The sequence below is a fragment of the Bacillus sp. LK2 genome, from assembly GCF_001043575.1.
Lineage (GTDB): Bacteria > Bacillota > Bacilli > Bacillales > Bacillaceae_G > Bacillus_A > Bacillus_A paramycoides.
The window spans coordinates 119,302-144,399 of the sequence record NZ_LDUK01000007.1; the positions used below are offsets into that span (position 1 = coordinate 119,302).

The window sequence follows — 25,098 nt, forward strand, 5'->3', positions numbered from 1 at the left end:
TCTCTTTTTTTATTGAAATAAGTTTCATTTACCCTTTATTATATGTATTTTGAATGTATACTTTTGTTTGTCATGGTGCAAAAACTTTGAAGTATATGAAAAAGGTATATAGATTCCTAATGGAATCTATTCTTATCCAGCCATTCCGAATAGTTGATGAATAAACTTCATTTCATTTTGGACAGACCTGTCCCGTAAAATAAGTTAGCCTTTTTCAATGATATGCATCGTTTCTATTCCTGAAAGAATAGATTTTACTTTTCCATACTAATCACATCCTTTTTTAGAGTACTAGTATCAGTACAGTACGTCCAAGTTTTGGAGTGTTTGCACTAGAACCCTATTCTTCTTCTAAAATAGCGTAATAATACTCATCCCACCATTCATTTCCATGTGGTATACACTTCCTGAAATAGCCTTCTCTTCTCATTCCAATCTTCTCCATCACTCGATATGATGGGGTGTTTTGTGGCTGACATGTGGCTATAATTCTATGTAATTTCATTTCCTTAAACCCATATTTCAATGTAGCTTGTGCTGCTTCAGAAGCATATCCTTTATTGAAATATTTAGGATTGAACACCCAACCAATCTCATAAGTATGTTCACCAAAATATTTATGAAAAACAATATGACCAATCAGGATATTTTCATCTATTAATACCACAGGAAAGTTCTTAGCATTTTTACCAATGTTTTCATTCACAAAGTTCCTCGTATCTTTTTCAGTAAAAACCCCTTCGGGTATGTATTTCATAACATTGATATCTGATGTATACTCATGGACAGCTTGCCAATCTTTGAACTCAAATTTTCGTATTAATAATCTTTCTGCTTTTACAAACATTTACTTTTCCCCCTCAAAAAATCGCAACTTTATTTCAAATCAACATTTAACCGGAAAAGCAAAAAGAACTTGTAGGATGTAGGGATCTCTACAGGTTCTTTTTAGTTTAAGGTGAATATATGGGACAAACAAACTATCTTACAGATTCATCATAAAAACTACAGGGGTAATGCTTTGACAAGTATATTATATAACAAATATTAATATCCACGTATTTCATTTTTGAAAATTATGTGAATTAAGAAAATAGAATGGTATATCATTTTTTTCGAAAAAATCCATTTGGTTATTTCGTATAAATAATTTTGAATTAATATATACATCATAATAATTTAGTGAAAATATAAGTATACGTTAATGTAGAAGAATATAGGATTCTTACCTAAGATCCTTTATTTAAATTCACTTCATATTTATTAAAACAATATGAATTTATAGTTATAGGTAATTATAATTTTTAAGTACGTAAGGGACACAGTCATACCTAAAAACTAAAAATTCTGTACTTTTAGCTTGAGATGGAGTTATGATAAAAGTAATTCCAAATAAATCCATAAGGAGTGGTAATTATGAATTTTTCAAAAGACTTTAACTACAATCATGAAGGTGATTATTTATATCCAGTTGAGTATTATCAATTTCGTCATCCTAGTACATTAAATACGTTTAAAGTTGAATTATTGTGTTTAGATAATTCTTATGCTTTTCATTTAACAATAGACAGAGAATCTATCCCTTCAAAGTATAGATTTGTAACAAGTCATGATTTTGAGATTTATGAAGAATTTGGATTGGAACTTTTGGATTCTAGTTCTAAACAAGTTACCCTACAAAGGGCAATTGATATAGCAAGTGCAATTGCAAAGAAATATTGCACAGATCCGGTTAATCAATAATAAGAACACTGTACGTTAAGGAACATCGGGGGCTTAGGCTCTCTTTTTTCACTTCATAAACAAATCCCAGAAGGTAATGATAAAAAGAGTAACTGTATAAGAACGTTCCTTAATGTATAATTTTTATATAACTACACACTTTAATCGATTAAAAGGATAATGAGGATTTACAATGAAGAAAAATGAAAAATCATATTATATTCACGAATACACCTTACGGGATAGAACTACTAAATCCATCAAAATCGAGCCTTGGCGTTCACTAAAAGATGAAATGCTAGTCCTGGGCATAATAGACAGTGATATTTTCCAAATTCAAATGAAGAAAATAAATCCAAATAAAAAGTAATGTAGGGATTTCCTGCATTCCAGAAAAATGCACATGTTACCCACATTAATAAAAGAGACAGGGAGTTTACGTTATCAAGACCTAAATTGAAAAAAGTCACAAATAACAATGGCTCAGACATATTAGTCATGTTTAATATGTCTGGGCATTTTATTTAGTAGAAAAAAAGCTATTTGTTCAATTTTGCTTTTCGGCAATGAGGGCAACCATTACCATTATTCCTGTTTGCAATAGTAGACTCCCACTCATGCCCAATTTCGCATAACCACCAAATTTTTTTTCTAGATGATTTTGTAAAATGTATTGGTAATAAATCGCCATTTTTATAAGGATGCCATTCTTTGGCTAAATAAGGATTTAGTGTCGCTAAATCATTCTCGCCGACTGCAACTCTTTGACCAGAACAATAAGGACAGCCATTGCCGTTGGATCTAGCACTAATAACCGCCTCCCATTCATGCCCTTTATCACATAACCACCAAACTTTTTTATTAGATGATTTCTTTATTTGCGAAGGTGATAAATTTAGATTCTTAGTTGGATGCCATTGTGTAGAAAGTTCAGGCATCAATGTTGCTAAATCTGTTTCCCCAATTATAGCTCGATTGCCAGAACAGTAGGGGCAACCACTTTTCTGTCGAGACCTTTGATCAACCTTTGCTTCCCATTCATGCCCTTTATCGCATTGCCACCAGATTTTTTTATCCGAACCAAGAGTGAATTGAGTCGGTTGTAATTCACCGTTTTTATTCGGGTGCCATTCTTTTGCTAATTTAGGATTCAAAGTTGATAAGTCATTAAATCCTTTTAAAACTTTTCGACCGGAACATATTGGACAACCCTTATTTCTGAATCTACTAGATATAACTGCTTCCCATTCATGCCCTTCATCACATTGCCACCAGACTTTTTTATTAGATTGTGGCTTAAATTGAGAAGGTAATAGGGGATGATTTCTTTCATGATTCCACCATTTAGAAATCTCAGGAAATTTAGTTCCTAAATCTGTTTCACCTTGGATAGCTTTACGTCCCGAGCAGTAGGGACAACCCCTGTTAAATAGAGTCCGATTGCTAACTACAGCTTTCCATTCGTGCCCTTTATCACAAATCCACCAATATTTTCTATTTGAATTTGAGGGGATTTGTGATGGATTAAGAGGGGAATTTTTCTTATAATGCCACTGCTTAGAAAGTAAAGGGAATTCTTCAGCAATGGAATTAGCCTTTTCGCTGTATTTCATGAGTTCATTTATTTTTGGAGTGTCTCTCTCAATGTTTATATCTATATCCTGAACTCCGAGAATGTTATTAAATAAATCTCTTAATTTATTTTCAAGCTCAACATTATTTAATACACTCATAATTAATTCATCACTTGTAGAATTAAGTTTTTTGCAGTTAGGCTCTCGAATACGGATTAATCTTAGATTATTTTCATAACAAATTTTATCTTTAATCAAGTCACGTTTATTATCTTTGTGCCAGGCTTGACCATCATACTCGATTCCAAAATTTAAAGAAGGTATATAGATATCCAGCTCTTTTGGAGCTAAGAAATTTGGTTTATAATTTTCTATCGTGTCAGGAAATAATAATTTCACATAATAGAAAACAACCTTCTCTGAAAATGAAATTCTTCTATCCGCATAACATTCCGGACAATTGCGTCCAGTGGCTCTATTTGATAAAGCGGCTTTCCATTCATGACCCTTATCGCAAATCCACCAGACCTTAACATTTGACTTTTTTAAAAATTGAGATGGTAAAAGATCTTTATTTTTAGTTGGATGCCATTCATTAGCTATTTCTGGGAAATTAGTTTTAAAATCAGTTTCACCTAAAACAACCTTTTTACCAGAGCAGTAAGGACATCCTGTGCCGTTTTTCCCCGTTCGTGCATCAACACTAGTTTTCCATTCATGACCTTTGTTGCACATCCACCAAACTTTTACATGCGTACCGTTTGCAACTTGAGATGGAAGTAGTTCGCCATTCTTATAAGGATGCCATTGTTTCGCTAATTCTAGGTTTAGCGTCTCCAAGTCATTTTCTCCTGGAGTAACATATCTTCCTGAACAGTACGGACAGCCATCCCCCCTAAATCTACCTTGCACTTTTGCTTCCCATTCATGGCCTTTTTCACAAATCCACCATACCTTTTTGCTGGTTTGCGACATAACTTGAGAAGGTAATAAAGTACCATTTTTACCTGGATGCCATTGTTTCGCTAATTCCGGCTTTAAAGTTTCCAAGTCATTTTCTCCTGGAATAACATATCTTCCTGAACAATACGGACAGCCATAACCTCGCGTTCTTTCGCTGACGCTTGTTTCCCATTCATGATCTTTTTCACAAATCCACCATACTTTTTTGCCTGATTTGGAAGTGATTTGTGATGGTTTCATTCCTTCATTTTTTATTGGATGCCATTGCTTTGCTAAATCAGGTTGCAATGATTCTAAATCATTAAATCCTTTCAAAACTTGTCTACCTGAACAAATTGGACAACCTCTTCCTCTGGATTTATCTGAAACGGTAGCTTCATAATCATGTCCTTTATCACAAATCCACCATACTTTCTTTCCGGAACCAGTAGTGATTTGATCAGGCGTTAAATGGTTTTTTTTGAAATTCCATTTACTAAGTAACTTTTCATCGTCAACAATGTATCTTTTCTTCATTCCAAAATATTCCTCCTGAGTGGACCAACAAATGCATATTTTTTAACAATTATATTTTAGTCTTTATTATATTTTTATATATTTCGGCATAAAAAGACAGTGATATTTTCCAAATTCAAATGAAGGAAATAAGTCCAAATAAAAAGTAATGTAGGGATTTCCAGCATTCCAGAAAAATACACATGTTACCCACATTAATAAAAAAGCCAAATCCTTAATGGAAACGGCTTTTTTTATTTCAAATAATTCTTGAAAATCTGTTCTATGCGTACGAAATTCGCGTTTTGTTGGTGCTACCCAATGCCCATCAAGCTAAGAAAAACAAACTCCCCCTAAACGGGAAAATTGATCAATCTGCATGAAATATTTGTGTTGGGGTAATTCTAAATTCTTAAGTTGGTGATTATGTGGCGGTTCTATCAAGCACTTATTTTTAGATGATATAATGAACAAAGCAAGTTGTAGTTTATTAAGGGGGATACAATTAGTGAGTAAAAATGAATGGTCATTAAATCTGCATACAAATCCAGGTATCATCGGTTGGGATTTAGGTTTCCATGTTCAATTTATCAATGGTGATCCTGATGGTATTACATACATACCTGTATTTGAGTCACCACATGTTAATGTTTTAAATCGGCATGAATCAACAAGAGCATATGCTAGGTTGACAACATTATTACGGTTGGTCAATGGATTACGGTTGGTACTAGATAACGATATGATTGTAGCTGCAACAACACTTTACTTTGATAACGGATTTAATATTAGAGGTGAAAATTATTCAGAAGACCTTGATATCATATTAGAAGAATTGTCATATCCATTTGATGAAGGTGTACTTTCCAGGTTAGAGAAAAGGAACAAGAATTCGGAACCAGATAGATACAAAGATTATCTACAGTTAATTATTGATGAGCCAATTGTAAGAGAAGTTATAATCTTATTAACACTTGCTGAAGAACAAATTATTTACCTATTAGTAAATACATATAAGATTTTTGAAAATATCCTTTCAGATTTAGGTTTAGGAACAAGTAAACTTAATACAAATAAAAAAGAACTACCAGAAGATTTATTTAATTCTTTAAAGGAATTAAATGAATTTACTCAATACATAAATTCTAGAGATGGCTCTGGCATTTTGTGCAGACATGGTGCAACTAAAAAGCCTGCTCCAGCAAAAATTCCAACAAGAGAAGAGATTAAAAGGGCTTTAACTTCTACAATTGATGAATGGTTAATTTATAAATGTACAATGACTTTTGGAAGAACTTATAGAAGGCGTACCACCAGCCAAACGAAAAAAACACGCTAAGGATTTTTGATTCATTTTAAATTGTGTTGTATTCAAAATTAAATAATTTTGATGAATTATGTTGCATTAACAACTGTTTTCATTGGTATTCTTATGTCCTAACGCAACTGTTAGTTTGAAATAAATGTAGCAACATAATCGCTGCTACATTTATTTTGAGAAATTCCTATAAAAAAATGAAATTAGAATATGTTTTTATAAATCTCTTCTATATTTGTGTTAGACATTACTTTTTTAGCGGTTGGAAGCAAGATTTTATTTCTACTTCCGAATATCCCTTCATAGCATTGTGGATTACTGTTTGCTTCTTGTAATAAAGTTTCGAATTGTTCTTTATTAAATTCTTTGTAGAAAGGTTTTATACAGATTTCAAAAGTATGAACTGCATTATTAAATGACCCACTATGATAATAATGACTAATCATAAAATCATAAAACGCACTTAATGCGTCTTCTTTTTTCGCTAATTCGTTTAGAATTTCTACATCTTCACTTCTTAGGTAATAATGATGAATATAAGGTTGGTTATAATAACTGCCAGGACCATGAATTTTAGATTCAATTGCGTTAAAGTGATCCTTTAAAGATTCGGAAACAAAAACACTTCTAATAAACCAGCTGTCTTTTTTAGTCGCACGCTTATTTAATATTTCTTGTGTGTGATTTCTGAATAAAGAATAAACTTCTGGATATCGTGATAGGAAATCAAACAACTTAGATAGGATAGTTTCCTTATCCAAAAAGTCACTGAAATAATCTGGGTTCTTTTTTATATAGTTAAATAAAATTTCATTGTACTTTTTATATATAATTAGCAATACCTTGTAGTTAATATTTCGATTATCATTTTCTCGTTTTCCATCATTTTTAAAAACGATTTTCCAAAGATTCTTGAAGATATATTCGGTTAGTTCTTTATTAAAGTGAACGAAAAATTTAGATTCTATATAGGTTTCTAAGCGCTCCTGATTTGATAAGTCGTGTTGTATTCTTTCTATCTCGACCATAAATGGAACGAATACATTTTTTGTGAATAGAGGGTGTTTAGTTAATAACCCTTCTAACATATTTTTTATTAATGATTCTGCTTGTTCTTTATTTGGCCTGTACAAAATATCCATTGAATTTAATACAGGATGAGCACATAAATTCCGGTATGTTTTTAACGTTTTAATATGAGTATAAACATCATTTTCTAACAATTTTGCTTCTATAAACGATTTTTCAATTAATTGATTTTCCCAATCGGGTGAAACAGGATTGGCTTCTTTTTCAACATGCAGATCCTTTAATATTTTTTCTGCCTTAGCATCTCCATGAATTTCCTCTAAATCTTTTAATTTAAAAACTAAATCACAAATTACTACTGTGCATAGCATCACAACAGAAGATCTGTAATTACCACTTTCGAATGTATTTAGTACCTCTTCAAAGTATTCTTTGGTTTTTTGATGATGGATCTTATTTGCTAGTACTTGAATTGTATCGGCATCTGAATTAACTACTTCTATCTCTTCTGCTATGTCCGGTTCTGCTAGTGGATATTCAACTTCATTTGTCAATTTGTTTCCCCCTCTATAATTGTATATTTCTATCATACTATATAATCACCAGTAGCCTTCCATTGTTAGCTTCCATTAGAAACAAACTCAGTCACAACTATTTTGTAATATTTTGTAAAAAGGAAATGAAAAAAGCACCCTAAGGTGCCTTCTTCTGACTTGATAACCACTTTAATTGTAATAATATGTATTTGATTCTCATCCGAATATTATTTTACCATGTTAAATTAGATACGAAATGTATCAAGTATATTATCTTTTTCTTCTTTATTAATACCTATGTACCTTAGTGTAATTTGTGGTGTACTATGATTCAATATTTCTTGTAGCATAGCAATATCCTTTGTTTGCTTGTAAAACCAATATCCAAATGTTTTACGCATGGTATGAGTCCCTAAAGATTCAACTCCGGCAAAATCTCCGGCTTTTTGTAATTGTCGATAGGCTTGAATTTTACTAATTGGCTTATCCCCTTTTCGAGAAGGAAATAACCAGGTACTTTTTAAATCTTCAGCATATGGAAGTACTTCCTCAAAAATGGATGTAATATTTATGATACGCTCCTTTTTCGTCTTTCCTTCTTTCACTTTAAATTCTTTCCGTTTTTTTCGCTTCAGTTTTAAAATTTCATTCGTTTCCATTTTAAGTAAATCACTAACACGTAACCCAGTATTAATACCAATTAGAAATAATATATAATCACGATCTGAACAATGACGTTTGAGTGACCATTTCATATCATTAAGCTGTTCTATACTCCGAATTGGTTGTACATCAATTAAATGTTGCCTTTTATCCATCTGTTTTTCAATCCCTTTATTTTCAATGATTTGAATGTATACTTTTTTGTCTATTTTTATAATATCAACGAAATTAGATGAAAGTCAATGTTTAAGGGGAAATGAATGTAAACTAATGGGTAAAAGTTTACATTCGTTTTTAAAAACATTTACAACTAAATTTGTAATAAATTGAACAATATAGACATACTTGTAAATTATGGTTTTAATATTCAAAATTAACAAAAATTAGTGTATAATAAAAATGTGATGGTTATCACTTATGTTTACTCCTTGTGCTGAAGATAAGATCGTATTCTCCGATCTTATCTTTTTTTGTTTGTAGAAATTTAATGCAAAAAAATAGAATCCTTATTATAAGGATTCTGTAACAGGAAATAACAAAATATAAACAATAAAAAGAATTACTTATATTATAGTTTACATAGTAATAATATAATATAAGTAATTTTTTACATTAGTCCAGCGTGTGGGTGGGACCCCTTATCAAAATTATATTATGGAATTTAATCCCAGAGTGGCCCCTCATACCCAGAATCGTTTCCGTATCCCCTTGAAAGGAGCACTTATTTTACGAGATACTGAGGTACGGCAAGAATTCCTTCTTTTTGTGAGAGATTCAGATAATAAGTGATCTCTCTCATGCTTTTTTACTTTTCTAGCACATCTGAACGAATTAATTTTAAATCATCAGTTTTAATAGAACCTGTTGAAGTTGAGGATACTTTTACTTGTGTAGCTATATTTTGTACAGTAGGTGCACTGATGGTTTTGTTTATAATTCCTGCAGCTGCAGATCCAGGTTCTAAGTTATATTCAGCAGTAATTTGGTATAGTGCTGCTGTAATTGTTTGATCTGTGTCGTTAGTAAGACTAAATTTACGTGATATCGTTTGTTCTTCACTTAATGAGAGACTTGTTCCAAATGTTTGTTGGAACTGATAACTTGTTCCAAATTCCAAAATATCTTTAATACCGAAACCAACATTGAAACCTATTGTCTGAGCAAATGATTGCGATTGTTCTTTGCTCATCCCCGTTGTGATGTTAACTGCTATCTCATATCCTGTATTTTTAGCTGGAATTTCTGCTGTTCCACCAGGAACTTTCTTAAGATATTTTTTTTCAGTTATTACAGCGTCTTTAAGCGGGCTAAATGGTGTCTTCTCTGAATAACCAATTGTTACAGCTTTTTCTGCGTTACTATTATTGTCGCCCCAAATAACTTGGATTCCAAGCTCGTCTAAACTTTTTGGTCCATATTCCTCTAGAATCGCTCTTTTAATACCAGGTGTTCCTTTAAATCCTCCCATAGCAAGTGGTTTATAAGGGACAAAATTATTTTTGTTGTTATAAGGAGAGTTTAATATTTTTTGCACTTCAGGGTCATTTGGATTTTGAGCATATCGAGTATTGAAAAAGTTTTCTAACGTTTCCAAAACAAGCCCTTTTACGAAACCTTCCCCGTAAGTGCTTCCAAAGTATTTTACGTATTTGGAATCGACATCTCTTCCCCATGCATTTATTAATTCGAAGTATAATGACGACGTGGGCATTTCGTAATACTTCTTGTTTCTCTGCTCCTCAGTAATTTTATTGCCATTTGTATAATTATAATCTAAATATAAATATTGAAAAGGTTTTGCTTGTTTGATTTGTGCTGGTGTAACAGCTGGGAAATTCGCACGAATGACATTATTATTGATATAATCTGCATCAAAACCCTTATTTACATTGGAATCTGATGCAGCTGTCTGCGCTGCTGCTGATTTAAGATTTAATGATAGGTTTTCTTGTTTAGCAGAAGTAATTACACTAGAATCCCCAGATACTGTACTAGCTTTTGCTTGTAAACTGAAAGCCGGACTTGCTAGAACGGCAAATGCTAATGCTGCTGGAACTACTTTTTTCATATACTTCATGTTATTTCTCCTCTTCCCTCATTATTTCTACAAGATTACAAAAAATGATATTATACAGTACATTGCTTATACTTTTATTGCGAAATATAATCACTTTTGCTATGTAGAAACATAAAATGGCCTTTTTTGATAGATATGATACTTTTGTGATTCTGGATCCCGTTAAAATAACTGAGTATTAAGAAAATTAAAACCGACATAATGTTACCTGCAACTACATTGCACTTTTACTAGTACAATCTTCTCCTCTCTCTATTGGTCATACCAATTACACTTTTATTAAAACATTTAGTTTTCAATGCGTAAATAGTAGAATTTTGTCGATTATATTCGTTAATTCTGCTATTACAAATTAATATGAGAAGAAATACTATACTGATAAATCTACTATTTTAATATCATTTAATTAACTGAAATAATTATAACTTGGTATATCTATCTAAAAAATAATTATTTTAATTCGAAAGAAAAATAAATTCAAATTTAATGTTGTTAATATAATTTAATCATACACTGCATATCGATTCCCTTCATTTGGATATGCGGAATTACATATCCAAATGAAGGGATGAAAACTAGTCTATGCTATGCATTGCTAATAAAATGTGGCTTTCTTTGTATGTGTACAGAAAATTGTATGTTTATGGACGGAAGATAAAACTCAATAATATCAACGTTTTCTAGCTAAAATCATGTTCATAAAGGGATACCGCCAGCATTTTGGAAAAAAACCACGCTAAGCAAAAAAAATAAGCTGTCCATATGGACAGCTTATTTACATAATTATCGTTCTCGGAAGTTAAATATTATCAATGACCGAGAATGTTAAATTATTTGTCAAAAAAATTTTCGTTTTTTTAAGGTATACATGGAACAGAGTAGTACAAAGAGGAATTTAGATTATTAATTTTGAAAGGTAATAAATAGTTGAATGCTAAATTAATGGAGTTGATGTAGTTGTATGAAAAAAAGAAGAAAATAATAAATCATTATGAACAATCTATTGATTGGGTAAGAAGTTTAAAACATTTATCTGAAGAGAAATGGAGGATGCAAATAGATAAAGATAAGTGGACTATTGCTGAAGTAATTGGACACCTTATACCTTGGGATGAATTTGTTTTGAATCAGCGTATTCCTTATTTATTTCAGGGTACTCAATTACCAAAGAGTCCAAATGTTAATTTAGTAAATTATCAAGCATCAATTGATAGTAAATCTAAAACAAAGGGGGAACTAATTAATCAGTTTATAATGGTAAGGAAAAAGTTGATTAATACAATAAATGATTTAACGGATGAGTTATGGACACAGAACTTAATTTTAGGAAAAAACAAAGTATCACTCTATAGTTACTTTTTAGGCTTAATAGAACATGATCTTCATCATTATAAGCAAATTCAAAGGTTCCTGTAATTATCTAACTTATGGGGTGTTTTAGTTCCAGGGGTCTCGCCAACTAAACGCGAATTTCGTACACTAAGAAATTTCTAAGTTGAAAACTGTTTTTTTCTGTACGTTAACAAAGTTCCATAAACGACATTTAATGTTTGTTATGGGACTTTGTTTTTAGTAATGAGTTTTAGAACTGGTTTTTGACCATATTTCTTTCAGTTTTGTTAGAACTAAATAGAGTGCCTTAAACGGTCGTTTTCGATACTTTTAGAGAAACTTAATTGGATAAATATATTACAAAAAAGATTATGAAAAAATATAATTTAACTAACAAGGTGGGTTAACACCATACTCAGAAAACTGATATAATAATTTAGATTATTATAAAAATTTCAGTAAAGGAATGATTCTAGTTGAAGAAATCCCGAAATCCCGAAACAGTACATAAACCAGTAGCATCATATGTCCATCAAATAGAAGTAACAGGTCCTAATAAATGGCTCACATTATCAGGTCAATTAGGTATGGAAATAGATGGAATGATTCCAGAGGATCCATTGGAACAGTTACAATTAGCTCTAGATAATATTAGAAGAAATCTTGTGGCTGCTAATATGAACGTAGAAGATTTAACTAAGATGGTATTTTATTTAGTAGGTGATTTTAATGCAGATAAGAGAAGAAAAATTATTGGAGATTTTCTAGGTGAACATCTTCCTTGTACTACTATGATTTATGTGGTGGCATTAGCAGCTCCTGTATTTAAAGTAGAGGTAGACGCTTGGGCATGTAAGGAAATTATTTAATTTCTCTTGATAAACAATAATTAATTATATGATGAATCTTATTGTATTATTGGGAGTTTTAGTCAAATATATCAATCTAAAAAAGTCGAGTCCCTAGCGTACAGGAAATCGGTTTTTTCTTTATGAAATTTTGCTTAGCGTACGAAATTCGCGAAATGTTGGTGCTACCCCTTCCATAAGAATCTATAGGGATAGTTAAACTTTTTTATAAAAAAATAAACTTAAAGTTGCTGGAGAAGAATCCATTTTGATCAATATTTTTTAAGTTGGATTCTTTTTATTTATCGTAAAACTTGAGATTGTGGAGCATTTTTAATCAAATTCTATTTCAAAATTATAAATGGAAACAAAAGAAAAGATTTTATGAATAGAATATACATATTCGGTTAACATAACGTCTCATTATCGGTAGCAAGGACAAAGGCGTCCCCTTACTCTCACAAGGGATACGCCTTTGTCTTTTTCTATGACTCTATGCATCTTTTTATACATTCCTATTTTGGCGCGCCTTTTGGTCTCCCCATTGTTCCCTATGTCTCCCGCTTTTTTGCATAAAATCTGGCATGTTCTTAGCGTGGGTTTTTTCCAAAATGCTGGCGGTACCCCAATATGCAATATTGCATATTATATTATTTTATCGGGATAATATGTTATTTTTTTGAATGGAATATATAAATGGAGGAAATGTTATGAACAAAAAATCAAAGTTTACTCAAATGATGCTCGGTATTAGTACAATGGCCTTATCATTTGGAGGTATACAAACACAAGTATCAGCGGAAGAAAAAACCCCCTACAATGTGTTACAAGTGAAACCAACTGGGATCGGAACTTCAAAAGATGAAGTTGCACATTCTACAAAAGCAGACGAAACATTGTCTTATGAAGAACGTTTAAAAGTAGGTGATTTTTCACAACGCCCAGCCCCAACGGTGAAACGAGCAGAGACAAAACAATTGCAGAAAAATTATTCTATGGCAGAGCTAAATAGAATGAATAATGACGAATTAATTGATACATTAGCAAATATTAGCTGGGATCAAATTACAGATTTATTTCAATTTAATCAAGAGACAAAAGTGTTTTATCAAAATAAAGAGCGAATACAGGTTCTTATTGATGAATTAGGTCGTCGCGGAAGCACATTTACCAAAGATGATGCAAAAGGGATTGAGACGTTTGCTGAAGTATTACGTTCCGCTTTTTATATAGGCTGTAATAACGAAGAATTAAGCTATTTAAGTGAACGAAGCTTCCATGATAAATGTTTACCGGCATTAAAGGCAATTGCAAAAAATCCGAATTTTAAACTTGGTACAGATGAACAGAATACAGTGGTAATTGCATACGGTAAATTAATTGGTAACGCTTCTTGTGATGCTGAAACAGTTCAATATGCAACGAATATATTAAAGGAATATAACGATAATATTTCTACATATGTAAATGACAAGAAGAAAGGACAAGTCTTGTATGAGTTCATACAAGGAATTGATCATGATATACAGTCTTACTTACAGGATACACGTAAAAAAGCGGATGAAACAATATGGTATGGGAAAATTGATGGTTTTATAAATGAAGTGAGTCGAATGGCTCTTCTGAATCATGTAACGCCAGAAAATAGCTGGTTAATTAATAATGGTATTTATTATGCTGGTCGTTTAGGGAAATTCCATAGTAATCCAAATAAAGGTTTAGAAGTAGTTACACAAGCAATGCATATGTACCCTCGTTTAAGTGAAACTTATTTTGTTGCGGTAGAGCAAATTACAACCAACTATGGTGGAAAAGATTATAGCGGAAATACAGTAGATTTACAGAAAATCCGTGAAGAAGGTCAAAAGCAGCATTTGCCAAAAACGTATACATTTGATGACGGTTCTATCGTATTTAAAACAGGAGATAAAGTAACGGAAGAAAAGGTTAAGAGACTATATTGGGCTGCTAAAGAAGTAAAGGCACAATACCATCGTGTAATTGGAAATGATGCAGCGTTAGAGCCGGGGAACGCTGATGATGTACTGACAATAGTCATTTATAATGATCCAGATGAATATCAACTAAATAGACAACTATATGGATATACAACAGATAATGGTGGAATATATATTGAAGAAAAAGGTACTTTCTTTACGTATGAGCGTACACCACAGCAAAGTATTTTTAGTTTGGAAGAATTATTCCGTCATGAATTTACACATTATCTACAAGGAAGATACGAGGTTCCTAGTTTATACGGAAAAGGAGACATGTTTCAAGATGAAAGAATAACCTGGTACCAGGAGGGAAATGCAGAATTTTTTGCGGGATCTACTCGTACGAAAAATGTTGTTCCACGCCCAAGTGTAATTAAAGGATTATCAGCTGATCCTGCAAAGCGTTATACAGCAGAACGGACATTATTTTCGAAATATGGATCATGGGACTTCTATAATTATTCTTTTGCACTGCAGTCTTACTTATATACTCATCAATTTGAAACTTTCGATAAGATTCAAGATTTCATTCGTGCAAATGATGTGAAGAATTACGATGCATATCGTGAAGCTTTAAGTAAGGATTCAAATTTAAATAAAGAATACCAAGCATATATGCAGCAGTTAATTGATAAGCGAGATACATATAATACCCCACAAGTATCAGATGATTATTTAGCTGAACATGCACCAAAGCCACTAGCTGATGTAAAGAAAGAAATTAAAGATGTGGCACATATCAAAGATGCAACAATGACAAAACATAAATCTCAATTCTTTGATACGTTTACACTAGAAGGAACATATACAGGCGGCGTAACAAAAGGAGAATCTGAAGATTGGAAAACGATGAGCAAAAAAATCAATCAATCTTTAGAACAGTTAGCGCAAAAAGAATGGAGTGGCTACAAAACAGTTACAGCATATTTTGTGAATCATCGTGTGAATGCGAACAATCAATTTGAATACGATGTTGTATTCCATGGCGTTGCAACGGGAGAAGAAGAAAAACAAGCTATTAAAGTAAATATGAATGGACCATACAATGAGATATTAAATGAAAAAGTTCAGTTTCATAGCGATGGTACAGAAAGCACAGGCGGAAAAATTGTTTCTTATCTGTGGGATTTTGGTGATGGTACAACAAGTACAGAAGCAAATCCTGTTCATGCATATGAAAAAGAGGGAATACATACTGTAAAGCTAACAGTGAAAGATAATAAAGGAAAAGTAAATAGAGGACAAACAACGGCTACGGTAAAACAGGAGGCAAAACCAGGAACAGGAATTGAAGATGCAAAGGTAATTCCTTTTAATAAACTTGAAAAAGGGGATCTCAATACTCCTTATCAAACGGATTTTTACACGTTCGAGATTACATCTCCAAAAGAAGTAAATATTTCTGTTATAAATGAACAGCAAATTGGGATGACATGGATACTTGATCACGAATCGGATAGGGTCGCTGAGGGTAAGGCTGATGGAAATAATATAAAAGGGAAAATTGAATTGAAACCGGGAAAGTATTACTTATCTGTATATAAATTTGATGATAAAAATGGAACGTATTCATTATTAGTAAAATAAATCTATTTCCAATGTGGGGTCTCGCCACATCGCCATCAAGCTAAGAAAAGCAAATAGGCCTCACAATATCAAAAAAAGAAAATTGTACGTTTAGACACAATTTGGTGTAGCTTTAGAATAAAAATTGATTAAAAAGTTTCCTTCAACCTTTATTTATCAGCAAATGCAAAAACTCCATTTTGAAAAAAGATTGATCAAAATGGAGTTAATCTTTCTAACTAAGTATGAGATTTTCATAAAAAAGTTTGACCAATTAAATGGGCCTTATTCAACTAAAGTACCTGTTACTTTAAGTACACCCTTTCACAATCTTTGATACATAAAATATAATAATGTGCAATAAATTTACTCTAGTATACTTATTTTTCAGGGTTGTATTTGTCTGCATATTCTTCTTTTGCTTTTTCTGTATATTTCAAAATAAAATCAGATTTAGCATCTGTATATCCATCTCGGTCATGTTCATATTTTTCTATAAGTCCAAATTTAAGTTCACCATATTCTTTAGCAACTTCTTCATGTTCAATAAGATAATCTCTAAAGTACAATTCATTCCAGTTGTGGTAGTAGCGAACATGTAGATGATACACCTTTTCTGTAAATCCATCTTTTGTATATCCTTTATTAAATGTCATTTTCATGCATGGATTACTTTGGGATGACATCAATAACCAACCATTATGTAGTAAAGTATTTGTTAATTGTTCAATATTGCTTCCCTTATCTATTTCCAATAAAATATCGACTATTGGCTTGGCAATTAGTCCTTCAACAGCTGTACTTCCTATATGACTAATACGCATAATATTTTTTTCATTAAGACAACTTAAAATTTTATTTTTTTCAATTTCATACCAATCTTTATACCTTGTATTATGTTCTTTCAAAATGATGGGGAATAACTCCCACAATTCTTCTAGCGTCATTTCTGACAATTCTTTACCCATATATAGTATCTCTCCTTTACATATAATCTCTATTTCTCATTTTACTACGAATGTAACTAAGAATCTTGTTGAACAATACTGCCCAGTTAGTTGAATAAAAAAATAAGAGCTGTCTAAACAGCTCAATGAAAAAATCACCTCAAAGAATAACTAAAGAGGTGATTTTTATCAAACTTTATTATAAACGATCAATCTTTTTTACAAAGCTACATTTGGACACATTTCAATTTATTCTCTGTACGCTACAACATAAAATAGCTCCAAGGTAAGTGTTGCAAAAATTAACATATATGCAACACTTATCTTGTGCTTGATTTTTATAGCGTCACAACGTTGCATATAATATGTTGCAAATCAAAACCCGAAAATGTCACGATATTTGTAGCAAAATATAAAAATAGACTTATGCAACGTTAAGGGCGCAAAAAATGAATTACGCATATATTCGAGTGTCAACTCCGCAACAAGATTACACATTCCAGAAAAAAGCAATACTTACATATTGTGAAATGAACCAAATTGAATTGTTAGAAGAATATATTCTTGTGGAAAAGCAAAGTGGCAAAAATATGGAGAGAGAACAATTCCAGATTCTTATGCAGCAACTAAATCCAGAAGATACACTTATTGTGTATAAATTAGATCGTTTAGGTAGAAATCTTTCTGATATGATCCGTACTCATGAAAAACTGACCAAAACTGATATTGGTGTCATTGCTATTAATGATAACATTGATACTCGGAAGAAAGATGACATGACTACTAAAGTAATGGTTACAATTTTGTCTTTATTTGCTGATATTGAACGCAACTATATACTAGAGCGAACAAAGGCTGGTCGTATGAAATATGTAGAAAATGGCGGGAAACTGGGGAGAACGCCTAAAATCAATAAGTCTAAAACTGATTTGATACTCGAGTTACTTGAACAGGGAAAAACGAAACAGGAAATTGCTGATTTTTTAAATGTTGACAGAACGACTATTTATCGCACATTAAAACGAAATGGTTATTAGGCAATTTATTGATAACGAGTACCATCTATGCTTCTATAGAATATATCCATTTCTAAAAAATTCGCGTTCTTGCTTAAAGACTTTATCACAACAAAAGGAGCTAAATAATAGATATTAGCTCCTCTTATTTGCAAATTATTTAATTATAAAGGATACGATTACTAAAATGACAAGCAAAATTCCACCTAAGAATTGTCCTAATCCAGAAGCCTCTCCAAGAATCAACAAATTAAAAAGATTTTTTCTTGTTTGGGTTTTTCCTACGAATGCATCATCTTTTTTCATTCTATATACGCCCCATAAGATTAATACCACTCCAAAAACGATACCGAATAATTTTAAAGCCATTATATTTACCTCCACTTATTATACCTATATTGAATTTTTTCTTAATCATTTTTTAGTTGTCGTTACAACTATGAACAACACTTTCTTATCATCTCTAAAATTTATTATTACTTCTTATGATTTTATTATTACATTTAAACGTTGAAATGAACTATCTACTAACCTTACATAAAGATGACAGTTCTGTAAGGTTAGTAAAACAAACAAGCTACTTATAAAAGCCTTTCTTTCTTGTTGTGGATACACATATCTAAAAATACTTTACACTCTCCGTTGCGATTGCTCCGTCTTCTCTTATAAGTAAAACAAATATTTGAACAACAAAGTACTTAAGATATTAGCTAATCGACTTTATGAACTTATATTTTTTATTGAATCTATAAAAATCTTGCAACAAAAATGCCGCTTTTTCATGTTAAATTTAATTAGCCAGGTTACCATATATCCATCAAACCCTAAATAGCAGATTCATATATTATTACAAATAAATTTATATATCGATACAATTCTTCGGCAAATAAAGAAAAATCTTGTTTTTGATATGCATTCATAAAAAATTGATTTTAACTACTTATATCAACATTTTTCATGAAATACCATTTTGGGTTCTTCTTGTGCAGTTTTATTAAATAATATACACAGAAAATAAGTGCTATTGCTGAGATGATAAGATAGGCCTTCTCCTGATAAGCCCCCATGTTAGCATTAACATAGAATAAATGCTCGCTCCCCATACTGTCGTCATTAAATTTAAACAGTGTCTCGGACGCGTTATAAACACCATGAATTACCATGCTTTTATATATGGAATTACTATCAACAGCAACTAAGAATAATAAAAATCCCAAACAAAGAGCGTACGTCAAAAATATTGGTTTAAATCCACCTAAGGAATGCATAAGAGAAAATAGAATGGAAGTGAAAAGAAAGACAAATAAAAGATTGTATTTTTTCACGAGCCATTTCGTTAAAAACCCTCTAAAAACAAGTTCCTCTGCGCCGCCTTGGATAAGATAAGTAACAAAACATAATAAAACATATGGATAAACATTAAAATTAGAGATTTGCTCTGTAAATCCAATTTGAACATTAAACATAAAAGCATAAATATAAATACCTACAAAATTGATAAATAGACCAATTGCTACACCACTAAATATATTTTCCATAACTCTATATGACCGATCTCTTGTAAATCCTATACTCGAAATCGGGTTCTTAAATATGTAAACATACACTAACAATAGCAGCCATATTCCAATAAAAGTACGCATGACCCCTACAAAACGATATGCAGAACTGGTTTCTGGAATTAGATTTTGAATAGGTTGGAGCAAAATGCTCACTATTGCTTGCGTTCCATAAAAGAGAACCATTATACCAATACTGCATAGTAGAAAATATAGCCAATTAGGTATTTTATCTATAAATTTATTATTGTTTTTGCCTACTTTATTTTTTAATATCCATAAATTTTCCATACATTAATCCTCCTATATATTATCTGGAACTAAATTTTAGGTAATTTTTATTACTTTATATGCTTTTATTATCATATCGAAACAGTAAATGAACTATCTAATAACCTTTCATAAACATAACAGTTTTGTAAGATAACCCATTTTTAAACGTATCTTGGCTGTACCCCTAATCCATTCTTGGATACACGAAAAAATAGAAACAGACTGCAAAACTTTCTGAAAGAAAAGCTTTGCAGTCTTATGATTTCTTGCTTTACTTAATACTTTCTAATTCCCATTTATGGCTCTCGCCTGGTGAAGTTGTATTTTCAGGTTTTAAAACCTTTTCATGACCAAATACAGTTGGGGCAATCCCGTTATCTGCAACACTACTAAACCAGTCATTATCTCTATATGTGATGTAAGTAGAATCAGATTTTAAATAAAAGCTCTTTTCATTCCCGATTTTATCTAATTTAACTGTCGATCTACTACGTTCTTGGTCTAACCAGCTATAATCATATCCATTTCCAACGTTAAGATACTGATAGCCACCATGAGTACTATTCGTAAATTTAAGGAATATTTCTTCATCCTTGCGAATAGGCTCTCCTGGTTTAGATTGACCTTTTCTCTCAATGATGACTGGTGTAGCTTCAATATCAGTCCCGTGTATTTCTTGTTTTTTCGGTCCAAGTCTTAATCCATCCCAATTGTTTCCTTTTATACTAAAGTGCACATATTGTCCACTTATGTTTTGGAGTAGATTCTCTACTGACCATGATTCATTTACCCCGTTAGTTAAGTTGGCAGTTGTTTTCAAATAATATTCTTTTCCTTCTACAATGTATTCACCTTTATTATCTACTAATAAATTATCAAACTCTTTATTATATTTAACAACTGTAGAGACTTTTTGTGTCGGAAGTTTCTTTTGTGTATCATTAATTTCAAATGTAACTTCTTTTGATGGATCGAATTGATCTAAACCTACAGTTTCTTTAGACTCATATACATTTCCGTTTTTCACTAACGTTACTTGTTGTGTTGTTTTAGAATTTTTCTTTTCAAAAGAAGCTGAGATTTCATTACTTGCTCCAAATAAGCCCGGTACGACTGCCGCATAAAGCTTTTTCTTAATTGGATCATAAGCACTATATGATAATGTTGGTGGCTGTAGTTGTTCAAAAGCACCGACTTTCCAACCTTTCGTTACAGCCTCTTCTTTTACATTTTCTAAATTGTCTTTCTCAAAGATGTTGCGCTGTCCACTGTTATTTTCTACAAGCGCATTTACTTTTTTAGAATCTACGTTAATATGTTTTAAAACTTCATTCAACTTTAAATTTGTATTCGCACCAACACCGTTTGGCGCATACACTCTAAACTTCGGTTTATTCCCGATATCTGTTTCTAGTAATGCAGTAGAAGCATTGACACGAGATTCATATTTCCCTGCATCTCCTAAGTTTTTAAACTCTCCATCTTGTTCGATAGACACGTCCATTGTGCTCGTCGGTAATACTTCAACAGAAAGAAGCGCACCTTGCTCAACAGCTTTTAATTCATCTAACGTTAAGTAAATATTTACATCCGCTTGACCTTCTAAACTGTCAATTAATACTTCTGTTTTATTTCTTCCGCCTTTTTCTGTACTTAAATGCTGTGCTTTATAACGATCTTGCGTTGCCTTTACGGTATTAATAATTTTATCTCCTAAGCGAATATTAAAGTGAGGAGATACGTTTTCAGCTGATGCTGTACCTGTATTTTTATATTCTAGCTGCAAGCTTACTTTTGCTGCTTTTGCTGTATCAACTGTTGTTGCAGTAGACCAATCAAAATTATTAGAATAGCTTTCTGTTTCAGTGTCAGTTTTTGAATATCCATAGCCGACATTTAATGAAGCATCAGCTTTTGGTGTTGGGCCTCCTGCTGAACCTTCAACACCGCCTCCCACAGTTAGACCGACATTAAAGGAATGTTGTGTAGATACACTTCTCTCCCAACCTTTATTGATAGATCCACCTTTTGAATCTGTAATTTCCTTAATAGGGGTAACTCCAATACGCTTGATGCCAATTTGTAAGTTCGGCATATTGGCAACCATCGGATTGAAATCAGTATCAGAATCACTGCCAAAATGTGCAACTTCATAATCATCTGTAAAAGGATCTCCATCTGAATTTGCACTCATTGGATTCGTGATGAATCTTAATTTCCCTTTATCTTTCTCTGGATCCCATGCTTGTGCTTCGTTTTTCCCAGTTTGGTAATTGAACTCAATTTTATATCCATTTGTCTCTAAATCGTTAGGAATACCATCTTTATCCCAATCATTATTTTGCACTTCAATTTGTTCAGTAGAAATTTGTCCTTTTTTTCCGTCAGTTCCAAGAACAGCTTTTTCTTCTTTTACATTTGCATTCTCTTTGAACATCTCAACTTTACTTTCTGGACTTGGCTGATTAACGTCTGCTAAAGCGGGGGATGCTAAAGTCAGCGCCATTGTTACACTACTTAATACAGCAAATGCTGGCTTCAAATTCTTTTTCTTCATCATCATTTTCCTCCGTGTTTTATTTAGGGTATTAGTACATTCACTAATAAGACTGACTTCATCATATCTAACAAATCTTTCAATTTACTTTCATAAATGTTACAAAAGTCTTGCAGTGATTACAAAAGTCTTGCAATCATCTCATTTCTTTGCTGATGTAACGGGAAGGGTAAACCAAAATTCACTCCCTTGTTTACCGTCTGAACGATTTCGTACACCAATTTTGCCTTTATGCATTTCAATTAATGATTGTGCAATGGCTAATCCGAGTCCAGATCCCCCAGATTGTGAGCTTCTTGATGGATCTGTTCTAAAAAAGCGTTCAAATATGCGCAGTTGATCACTATAAGCAATGCCTCCTCCTTCATCACGTACGATGAATTGAACGTGTTGCTTCTGCTTATTTTCCTCTACAATTAACTCAATCGTTCCAGACACTGGAGAATATCGAATTGCATTATGTAACAAATTACTAATAACCCGTGCTATCTTGCAAGGCATAATCCAGAGCTTAGGCAATGTATCAGAAACTTGTAATTGTAAATGGATCTGTTTTTCTTCTAATAAAATGGAATGTGAATCTAGTACTTCTAATAGAATACGATCCATATGTGTGAAACTTGGATAAAAATCTTCTTGTCCAAGTTCTAACTTAGAAAGATCAAATAAGTCATTAATTAATCCACTTAATCTTTGTATTTCTTTATGGATTGTTGTTAAGTACTGCATTTTCATTTCGGGATTTGCAATTACATCATCTTGTAATGCTTCAATCATCAATTGTATGCTAGCCAGAGGTGTTCGTAAGTCATGTGAAATATTCGCAATGAGCTCTGTACGTGCTTTTTCTCCTTCTTCTAACTTCGTAAACCCTTCTTTTAATTTTTTAGCCATTTGTTGAAAAGCTGTTGCTAATTCTTTAAATTCTTGTGGTCCTTGTCCAATTCTATACATCGTTCCAAATTGTCTATCACTAAATTCTTTTGTTAATGCAATTAAATTTTGAATAGATTCCGTAATAGGGCGTGTTAATAGCCAGTAAATCATCGTTGAAAACGCCATTGCTAGGGTTACAATTCCTATAAATAGCTGTGTTGGTTCCGGTTTAAGTAACATTTTCATTTCGCTATACCAGATAGCGATTACCATAATGCTGGCGCTTAATAAATTCATCAATAACAATTGATTACGTAATTTCATATTGTGGTTCCCCCAGTTGTCTCAGACCAATAATCTGTGCTTCCCTCACTCTTCATATAGATGATTCATTAACACAGTTACTGTCTTAATCCCCTCGTATCCAAGCTCCCAAATTTATTGAAGAATTCGAGAACGTAAAAATACATATTTTAAATGTTTTTTGTAATACAAAGTACCTTAAGTACCCCTTGTTGTAAAATAAAAATAATATCAGTAAGCACATCTTAGCTTAAATATCTTTCAATTTTCTTGCAAAAATATAACAAAATTCTTTCAGGGATATCATGAAAGATCAAAAGGCTTAATTGAAATTGCTAAACTGACTTCTCATTGTATTTCTCGTATGACACTGTATCGTAAGATACTATGGCCAACTGATAATCTAATGGAGAAAATGAGTAGCTAAATTAATAGTCTACAAAGATGTTAGCATGACAAGAAAATACTTCAATCCAACATCCACTGAGCTAAAGCATGCTTTAGACAAGGTATTTTCTTGCATTTTAGAAAGGAGAAAAATATGTCCTCAAAACGTGCAAGAGAATTATTAACACTAGATCAAAGCTTAAAGTTTGTATCCATTTCAGAACAAATTAGTGAGTATGAATTAGGAAGTTATTACACCTTGTCTCCACATGATATCGAAATTATTAAGTGCCATCGTAGAGATCATAATAAGTTAGGGCTTCTCTCATTATGGGGAAACTTGGTTCTTACGCTCGACAAAACAGCACTTCGCTAAATGGGAAGAATTGAAAAAACAATTTTCATATTAGATTACACCTCAAGTGAAACATTAAGACGGAAAATTCATCGAGAATTAAATAAAGGTGAAGCTATGAATTCTCTGGCCAGATCTATTTTTTTGGGTAAGCGTGGAGAGCTATGTGAACGTGCGCTACAGGATCAGCTCCAAAGGGCAAGTGTATTAAATATTATTATTAATGCCATCAGTATATGGAATACGGTATATTTAACAAAGGCAATAGAATATAAAAAAAAGAAGGGTTTCATGCAAGAAGAATTGTTATATCACATTTCACCGCTAGGGTGGGAACATATTATCTTGACAGGTGATTATGTTTGGAACTTAAATGAAAAAACAAATTTTAATAATCTAAGACCATTACGAGACAAAAATTATATAAAAAAGTAGTAAAGTAAGCAGCCGGTTCCTTAACGTACAGGGAACCGGCTGAAATGTGTCCAAATTGAGTCTAAACGTACAATTTTCTTTTTTTGATATGGTGAGGCCTGTATATCAAGACAGAATTGATGTGCAGATCATTTGTGTGAGCAAATTTTAAACAAGAAAAAGAATCCCAGAAATCATAAGGGATTCTTTTTTATTTCATTCAATTTTTTTTCGAATATTACATTATTCTTTGTTAAACACATGAACAAGGAATAGCAAAAGGCTCTT

17 protein-coding genes and 3 pseudogenes are annotated in these 25,098 nt (G+C 32.1%); 9 read left to right on the plus strand and 11 right to left on the minus strand.

The genetic code is table 11. From position 1 onward, the window contains the following. Positions 1-132 precede the first annotated feature (132 nt). Together VK90_RS30620 and VK90_RS08105 are read right to left on the minus strand one after the other, a co-directional pair. Positions 133-252: pseudogene (locus VK90_RS30620) on the minus strand (IS6 family transposase); the annotation flags it as partial. Between the two features lie 88 nt (positions 253-340). Next, entirely contained in the window at positions 341-847 is a 507-nt protein-coding gene (locus tag VK90_RS08105; protein WP_048371848.1) for a GNAT family N-acetyltransferase, read from the minus strand. A gap of 569 nt (positions 848-1,416) precedes the next feature. Between VK90_RS08105 and VK90_RS08110 the strand changes: the two genes are divergently transcribed. After that, positions 1,417-1,743 (plus strand): hypothetical protein, encoded by a 327-nt coding sequence (locus VK90_RS08110; RefSeq protein ID WP_048371850.1) that lies wholly within the window; start codon positions 1,417-1,419, stop codon positions 1,741-1,743. Between the two features lie 172 nt (positions 1,744-1,915). Then, positions 1,916-2,092: a hypothetical protein gene (locus tag VK90_RS30165; protein ID WP_197088201.1), complete on the plus strand. Its 177-nt coding sequence runs from the start codon at positions 1,916-1,918 to the stop codon at positions 2,090-2,092. A 169-nt stretch (positions 2,093-2,261) separates the two neighbouring features. Here the strand turns inward: VK90_RS30165 and VK90_RS30625 are convergent, their stop codons facing one another. Beyond that, on the minus strand, positions 2,262-4,775 hold the full coding sequence (locus VK90_RS30625) for a zinc-ribbon domain-containing protein (RefSeq protein ID WP_053081380.1): 2,514 nt from the start codon (positions 4,773-4,775) through the stop codon (positions 2,262-2,264). Positions 4,776-5,262: 487 nt separating this feature from the next. Here VK90_RS30625 and VK90_RS08120 point away from each other — a divergent pair, with 487 nt between their 5' ends. After that, positions 5,263-6,093, plus strand: coding sequence for a hypothetical protein (locus tag VK90_RS08120; RefSeq protein ID WP_048371852.1), 831 nt, complete (start codon positions 5,263-5,265; stop codon positions 6,091-6,093). A gap of 182 nt (positions 6,094-6,275) precedes the next feature. On the opposite strand, the gene VK90_RS08125 is transcribed toward VK90_RS08120, so the two are convergent. The 3 genes from VK90_RS08125 to VK90_RS30200 all read right to left on the minus strand — a co-directional run bounded on the left by VK90_RS08125 (position 6,276) and on the right by VK90_RS30200 (position 10,377). After that, positions 6,276-7,655 carry a hypothetical protein gene (locus VK90_RS08125; protein WP_231595845.1) on the minus strand — a complete coding sequence of 460 codons (1,380 nt, stop codon included), beginning with the start codon at positions 7,653-7,655 and terminating at the stop codon, positions 6,276-6,278. 227 nt (positions 7,656-7,882) lie between these two features. Then, positions 7,883-8,455, minus strand: coding sequence for a tyrosine-type recombinase/integrase (locus VK90_RS08130; protein WP_048371854.1), 573 nt, complete (start codon positions 8,453-8,455; stop codon positions 7,883-7,885). Positions 8,456-9,105: 650 nt separating this feature from the next. Continuing rightward, positions 9,106-10,377, minus strand: a complete 1,272-nt coding sequence (locus VK90_RS30200; protein ID WP_197088202.1) for a hypothetical protein — start codon at positions 10,375-10,377, stop codon at positions 9,106-9,108. Positions 10,378-11,334: 957 nt separating this feature from the next. On the opposite strand from VK90_RS30200, the gene VK90_RS08140 reads away from it, so the two are divergent. The 3 genes from VK90_RS08140 (at position 11,335) to colA (ending at position 16,144) form a co-directional block, all read left to right on the plus strand. Further along, positions 11,335-11,793: a DinB family protein gene (locus VK90_RS08140; RefSeq protein ID WP_048371856.1), complete on the plus strand. Its 459-nt coding sequence runs from the start codon at positions 11,335-11,337 to the stop codon at positions 11,791-11,793. Between the two features lie 392 nt (positions 11,794-12,185). After that, complete coding sequence (locus VK90_RS08145; RefSeq protein WP_048371858.1) at positions 12,186-12,578, plus strand: RidA family protein; 393 nt, start codon at positions 12,186-12,188, stop codon at positions 12,576-12,578. 689 nt (positions 12,579-13,267) lie between these two features. After that, positions 13,268-16,144 (plus strand): collagenase ColA, encoded by a 2,877-nt coding sequence (gene colA, locus VK90_RS08150; RefSeq protein ID WP_048371860.1) that lies wholly within the window; start codon positions 13,268-13,270, stop codon positions 16,142-16,144. A 359-nt stretch (positions 16,145-16,503) separates the two neighbouring features. Here colA and VK90_RS08155 read toward each other — a convergent pair whose 3' ends face one another. Further along, complete coding sequence (locus VK90_RS08155; protein ID WP_048371862.1) at positions 16,504-17,091, minus strand: GrpB family protein; 588 nt, start codon at positions 17,089-17,091, stop codon at positions 16,504-16,506. A gap of 428 nt (positions 17,092-17,519) precedes the next feature. Between VK90_RS08155 and VK90_RS08160 the strand changes: the two genes are divergently transcribed. Continuing rightward, on the plus strand, positions 17,520-18,107 hold the full coding sequence (locus tag VK90_RS08160; protein ID WP_048371864.1) for a recombinase family protein: 588 nt from the start codon (positions 17,520-17,522) through the stop codon (positions 18,105-18,107). Between the two features lie 135 nt (positions 18,108-18,242). Here the strand turns inward: VK90_RS08160 and VK90_RS08165 are convergent, their stop codons facing one another. The 4 genes from VK90_RS08165 to VK90_RS08180 form a co-directional block, all read right to left on the minus strand. Continuing rightward, positions 18,243-18,455 (minus strand): hypothetical protein, encoded by a 213-nt coding sequence (locus VK90_RS08165; protein WP_048371867.1) that lies wholly within the window; start codon positions 18,453-18,455, stop codon positions 18,243-18,245. A gap of 563 nt (positions 18,456-19,018) precedes the next feature. Beyond that, positions 19,019-19,936 carry a CPBP family intramembrane glutamic endopeptidase gene (locus VK90_RS08170; RefSeq protein ID WP_048371869.1) on the minus strand — a complete coding sequence of 306 codons (918 nt, stop codon included), beginning with the start codon at positions 19,934-19,936 and terminating at the stop codon, positions 19,019-19,021. Between the two features lie 253 nt (positions 19,937-20,189). Then, the gene (locus tag VK90_RS08175; protein ID WP_048371920.1) at positions 20,190-22,475 is read right to left on the minus strand and encodes a binary toxin-like calcium binding domain-containing protein; all 2,286 of its coding nucleotides are present in this window, start codon (positions 22,473-22,475) and stop codon (positions 20,190-20,192) included. A gap of 141 nt (positions 22,476-22,616) precedes the next feature. Further along, complete coding sequence (locus tag VK90_RS08180) at positions 22,617-23,675, minus strand: sensor histidine kinase (RefSeq protein WP_048371871.1); 1,059 nt, start codon at positions 23,673-23,675, stop codon at positions 22,617-22,619. 520 nt (positions 23,676-24,195) lie between these two features. Between VK90_RS08180 and VK90_RS30630 the strand changes: the two are divergent. Both VK90_RS30630 and VK90_RS08190 read left to right on the plus strand, forming a co-directional pair. Then, positions 24,196-24,306, plus strand: a pseudogene (locus VK90_RS30630) (hypothetical protein); the annotation flags it as partial. 47 nt (positions 24,307-24,353) lie between these two features. Further along, positions 24,354-24,831 (plus strand): annotated as a pseudogene (locus tag VK90_RS08190) (Tn3 family transposase); the annotation flags it as partial. Positions 24,832-25,098: the final 267 nt, after the last annotated feature.

Coding starts and splice junctions, on each gene's coding strand:
- VK90_RS08105 (WP_048371848.1), bottom strand. CDS start 847: ATGTTTGTAAAAGCAGAAAGATTATTAATACGAAAATTTGAGTTCAAA.
- VK90_RS08110 (WP_048371850.1), top strand. CDS start 1,417: ATGAATTTTTCAAAAGACTTTAACTACAATCATGAAGGTGATTATTTA.
- VK90_RS30165 (WP_197088201.1), top strand. CDS start 1,916: ATGAAGAAAAATGAAAAATCATATTATATTCACGAATACACCTTACGG.
- VK90_RS30625 (WP_053081380.1), bottom strand. CDS start 4,775: ATGAAGAAAAGATACATTGTTGACGATGAAAAGTTACTTAGTAAATGG.
- VK90_RS08130 (WP_048371854.1), bottom strand. CDS start 8,455: ATGGATAAAAGGCAACATTTAATTGATGTACAACCAATTCGGAGTATA.
- VK90_RS30200 (WP_197088202.1), bottom strand. CDS start 10,377: ATGAAGTATATGAAAAAAGTAGTTCCAGCAGCATTAGCATTTGCCGTT.
- colA (WP_048371860.1), top strand. CDS start 13,268: ATGAACAAAAAATCAAAGTTTACTCAAATGATGCTCGGTATTAGTACA.
- VK90_RS08155 (WP_048371862.1), bottom strand. CDS start 17,091: ATGGGTAAAGAATTGTCAGAAATGACGCTAGAAGAATTGTGGGAGTTA.
- VK90_RS08160 (WP_048371864.1), top strand. CDS start 17,520: ATGAATTACGCATATATTCGAGTGTCAACTCCGCAACAAGATTACACA.
- VK90_RS08165 (WP_048371867.1), bottom strand. CDS start 18,455: ATGGCTTTAAAATTATTCGGTATCGTTTTTGGAGTGGTATTAATCTTA.
- VK90_RS08170 (WP_048371869.1), bottom strand. CDS start 19,936: ATGGAAAATTTATGGATATTAAAAAATAAAGTAGGCAAAAACAATAAT.
- VK90_RS08175 (WP_048371920.1), bottom strand. CDS start 22,475: ATGAAGAAAAAGAATTTGAAGCCAGCATTTGCTGTATTAAGTAGTGTA.
- VK90_RS08180 (WP_048371871.1), bottom strand. CDS start 23,675: ATGAAATTACGTAATCAATTGTTATTGATGAATTTATTAAGCGCCAGC.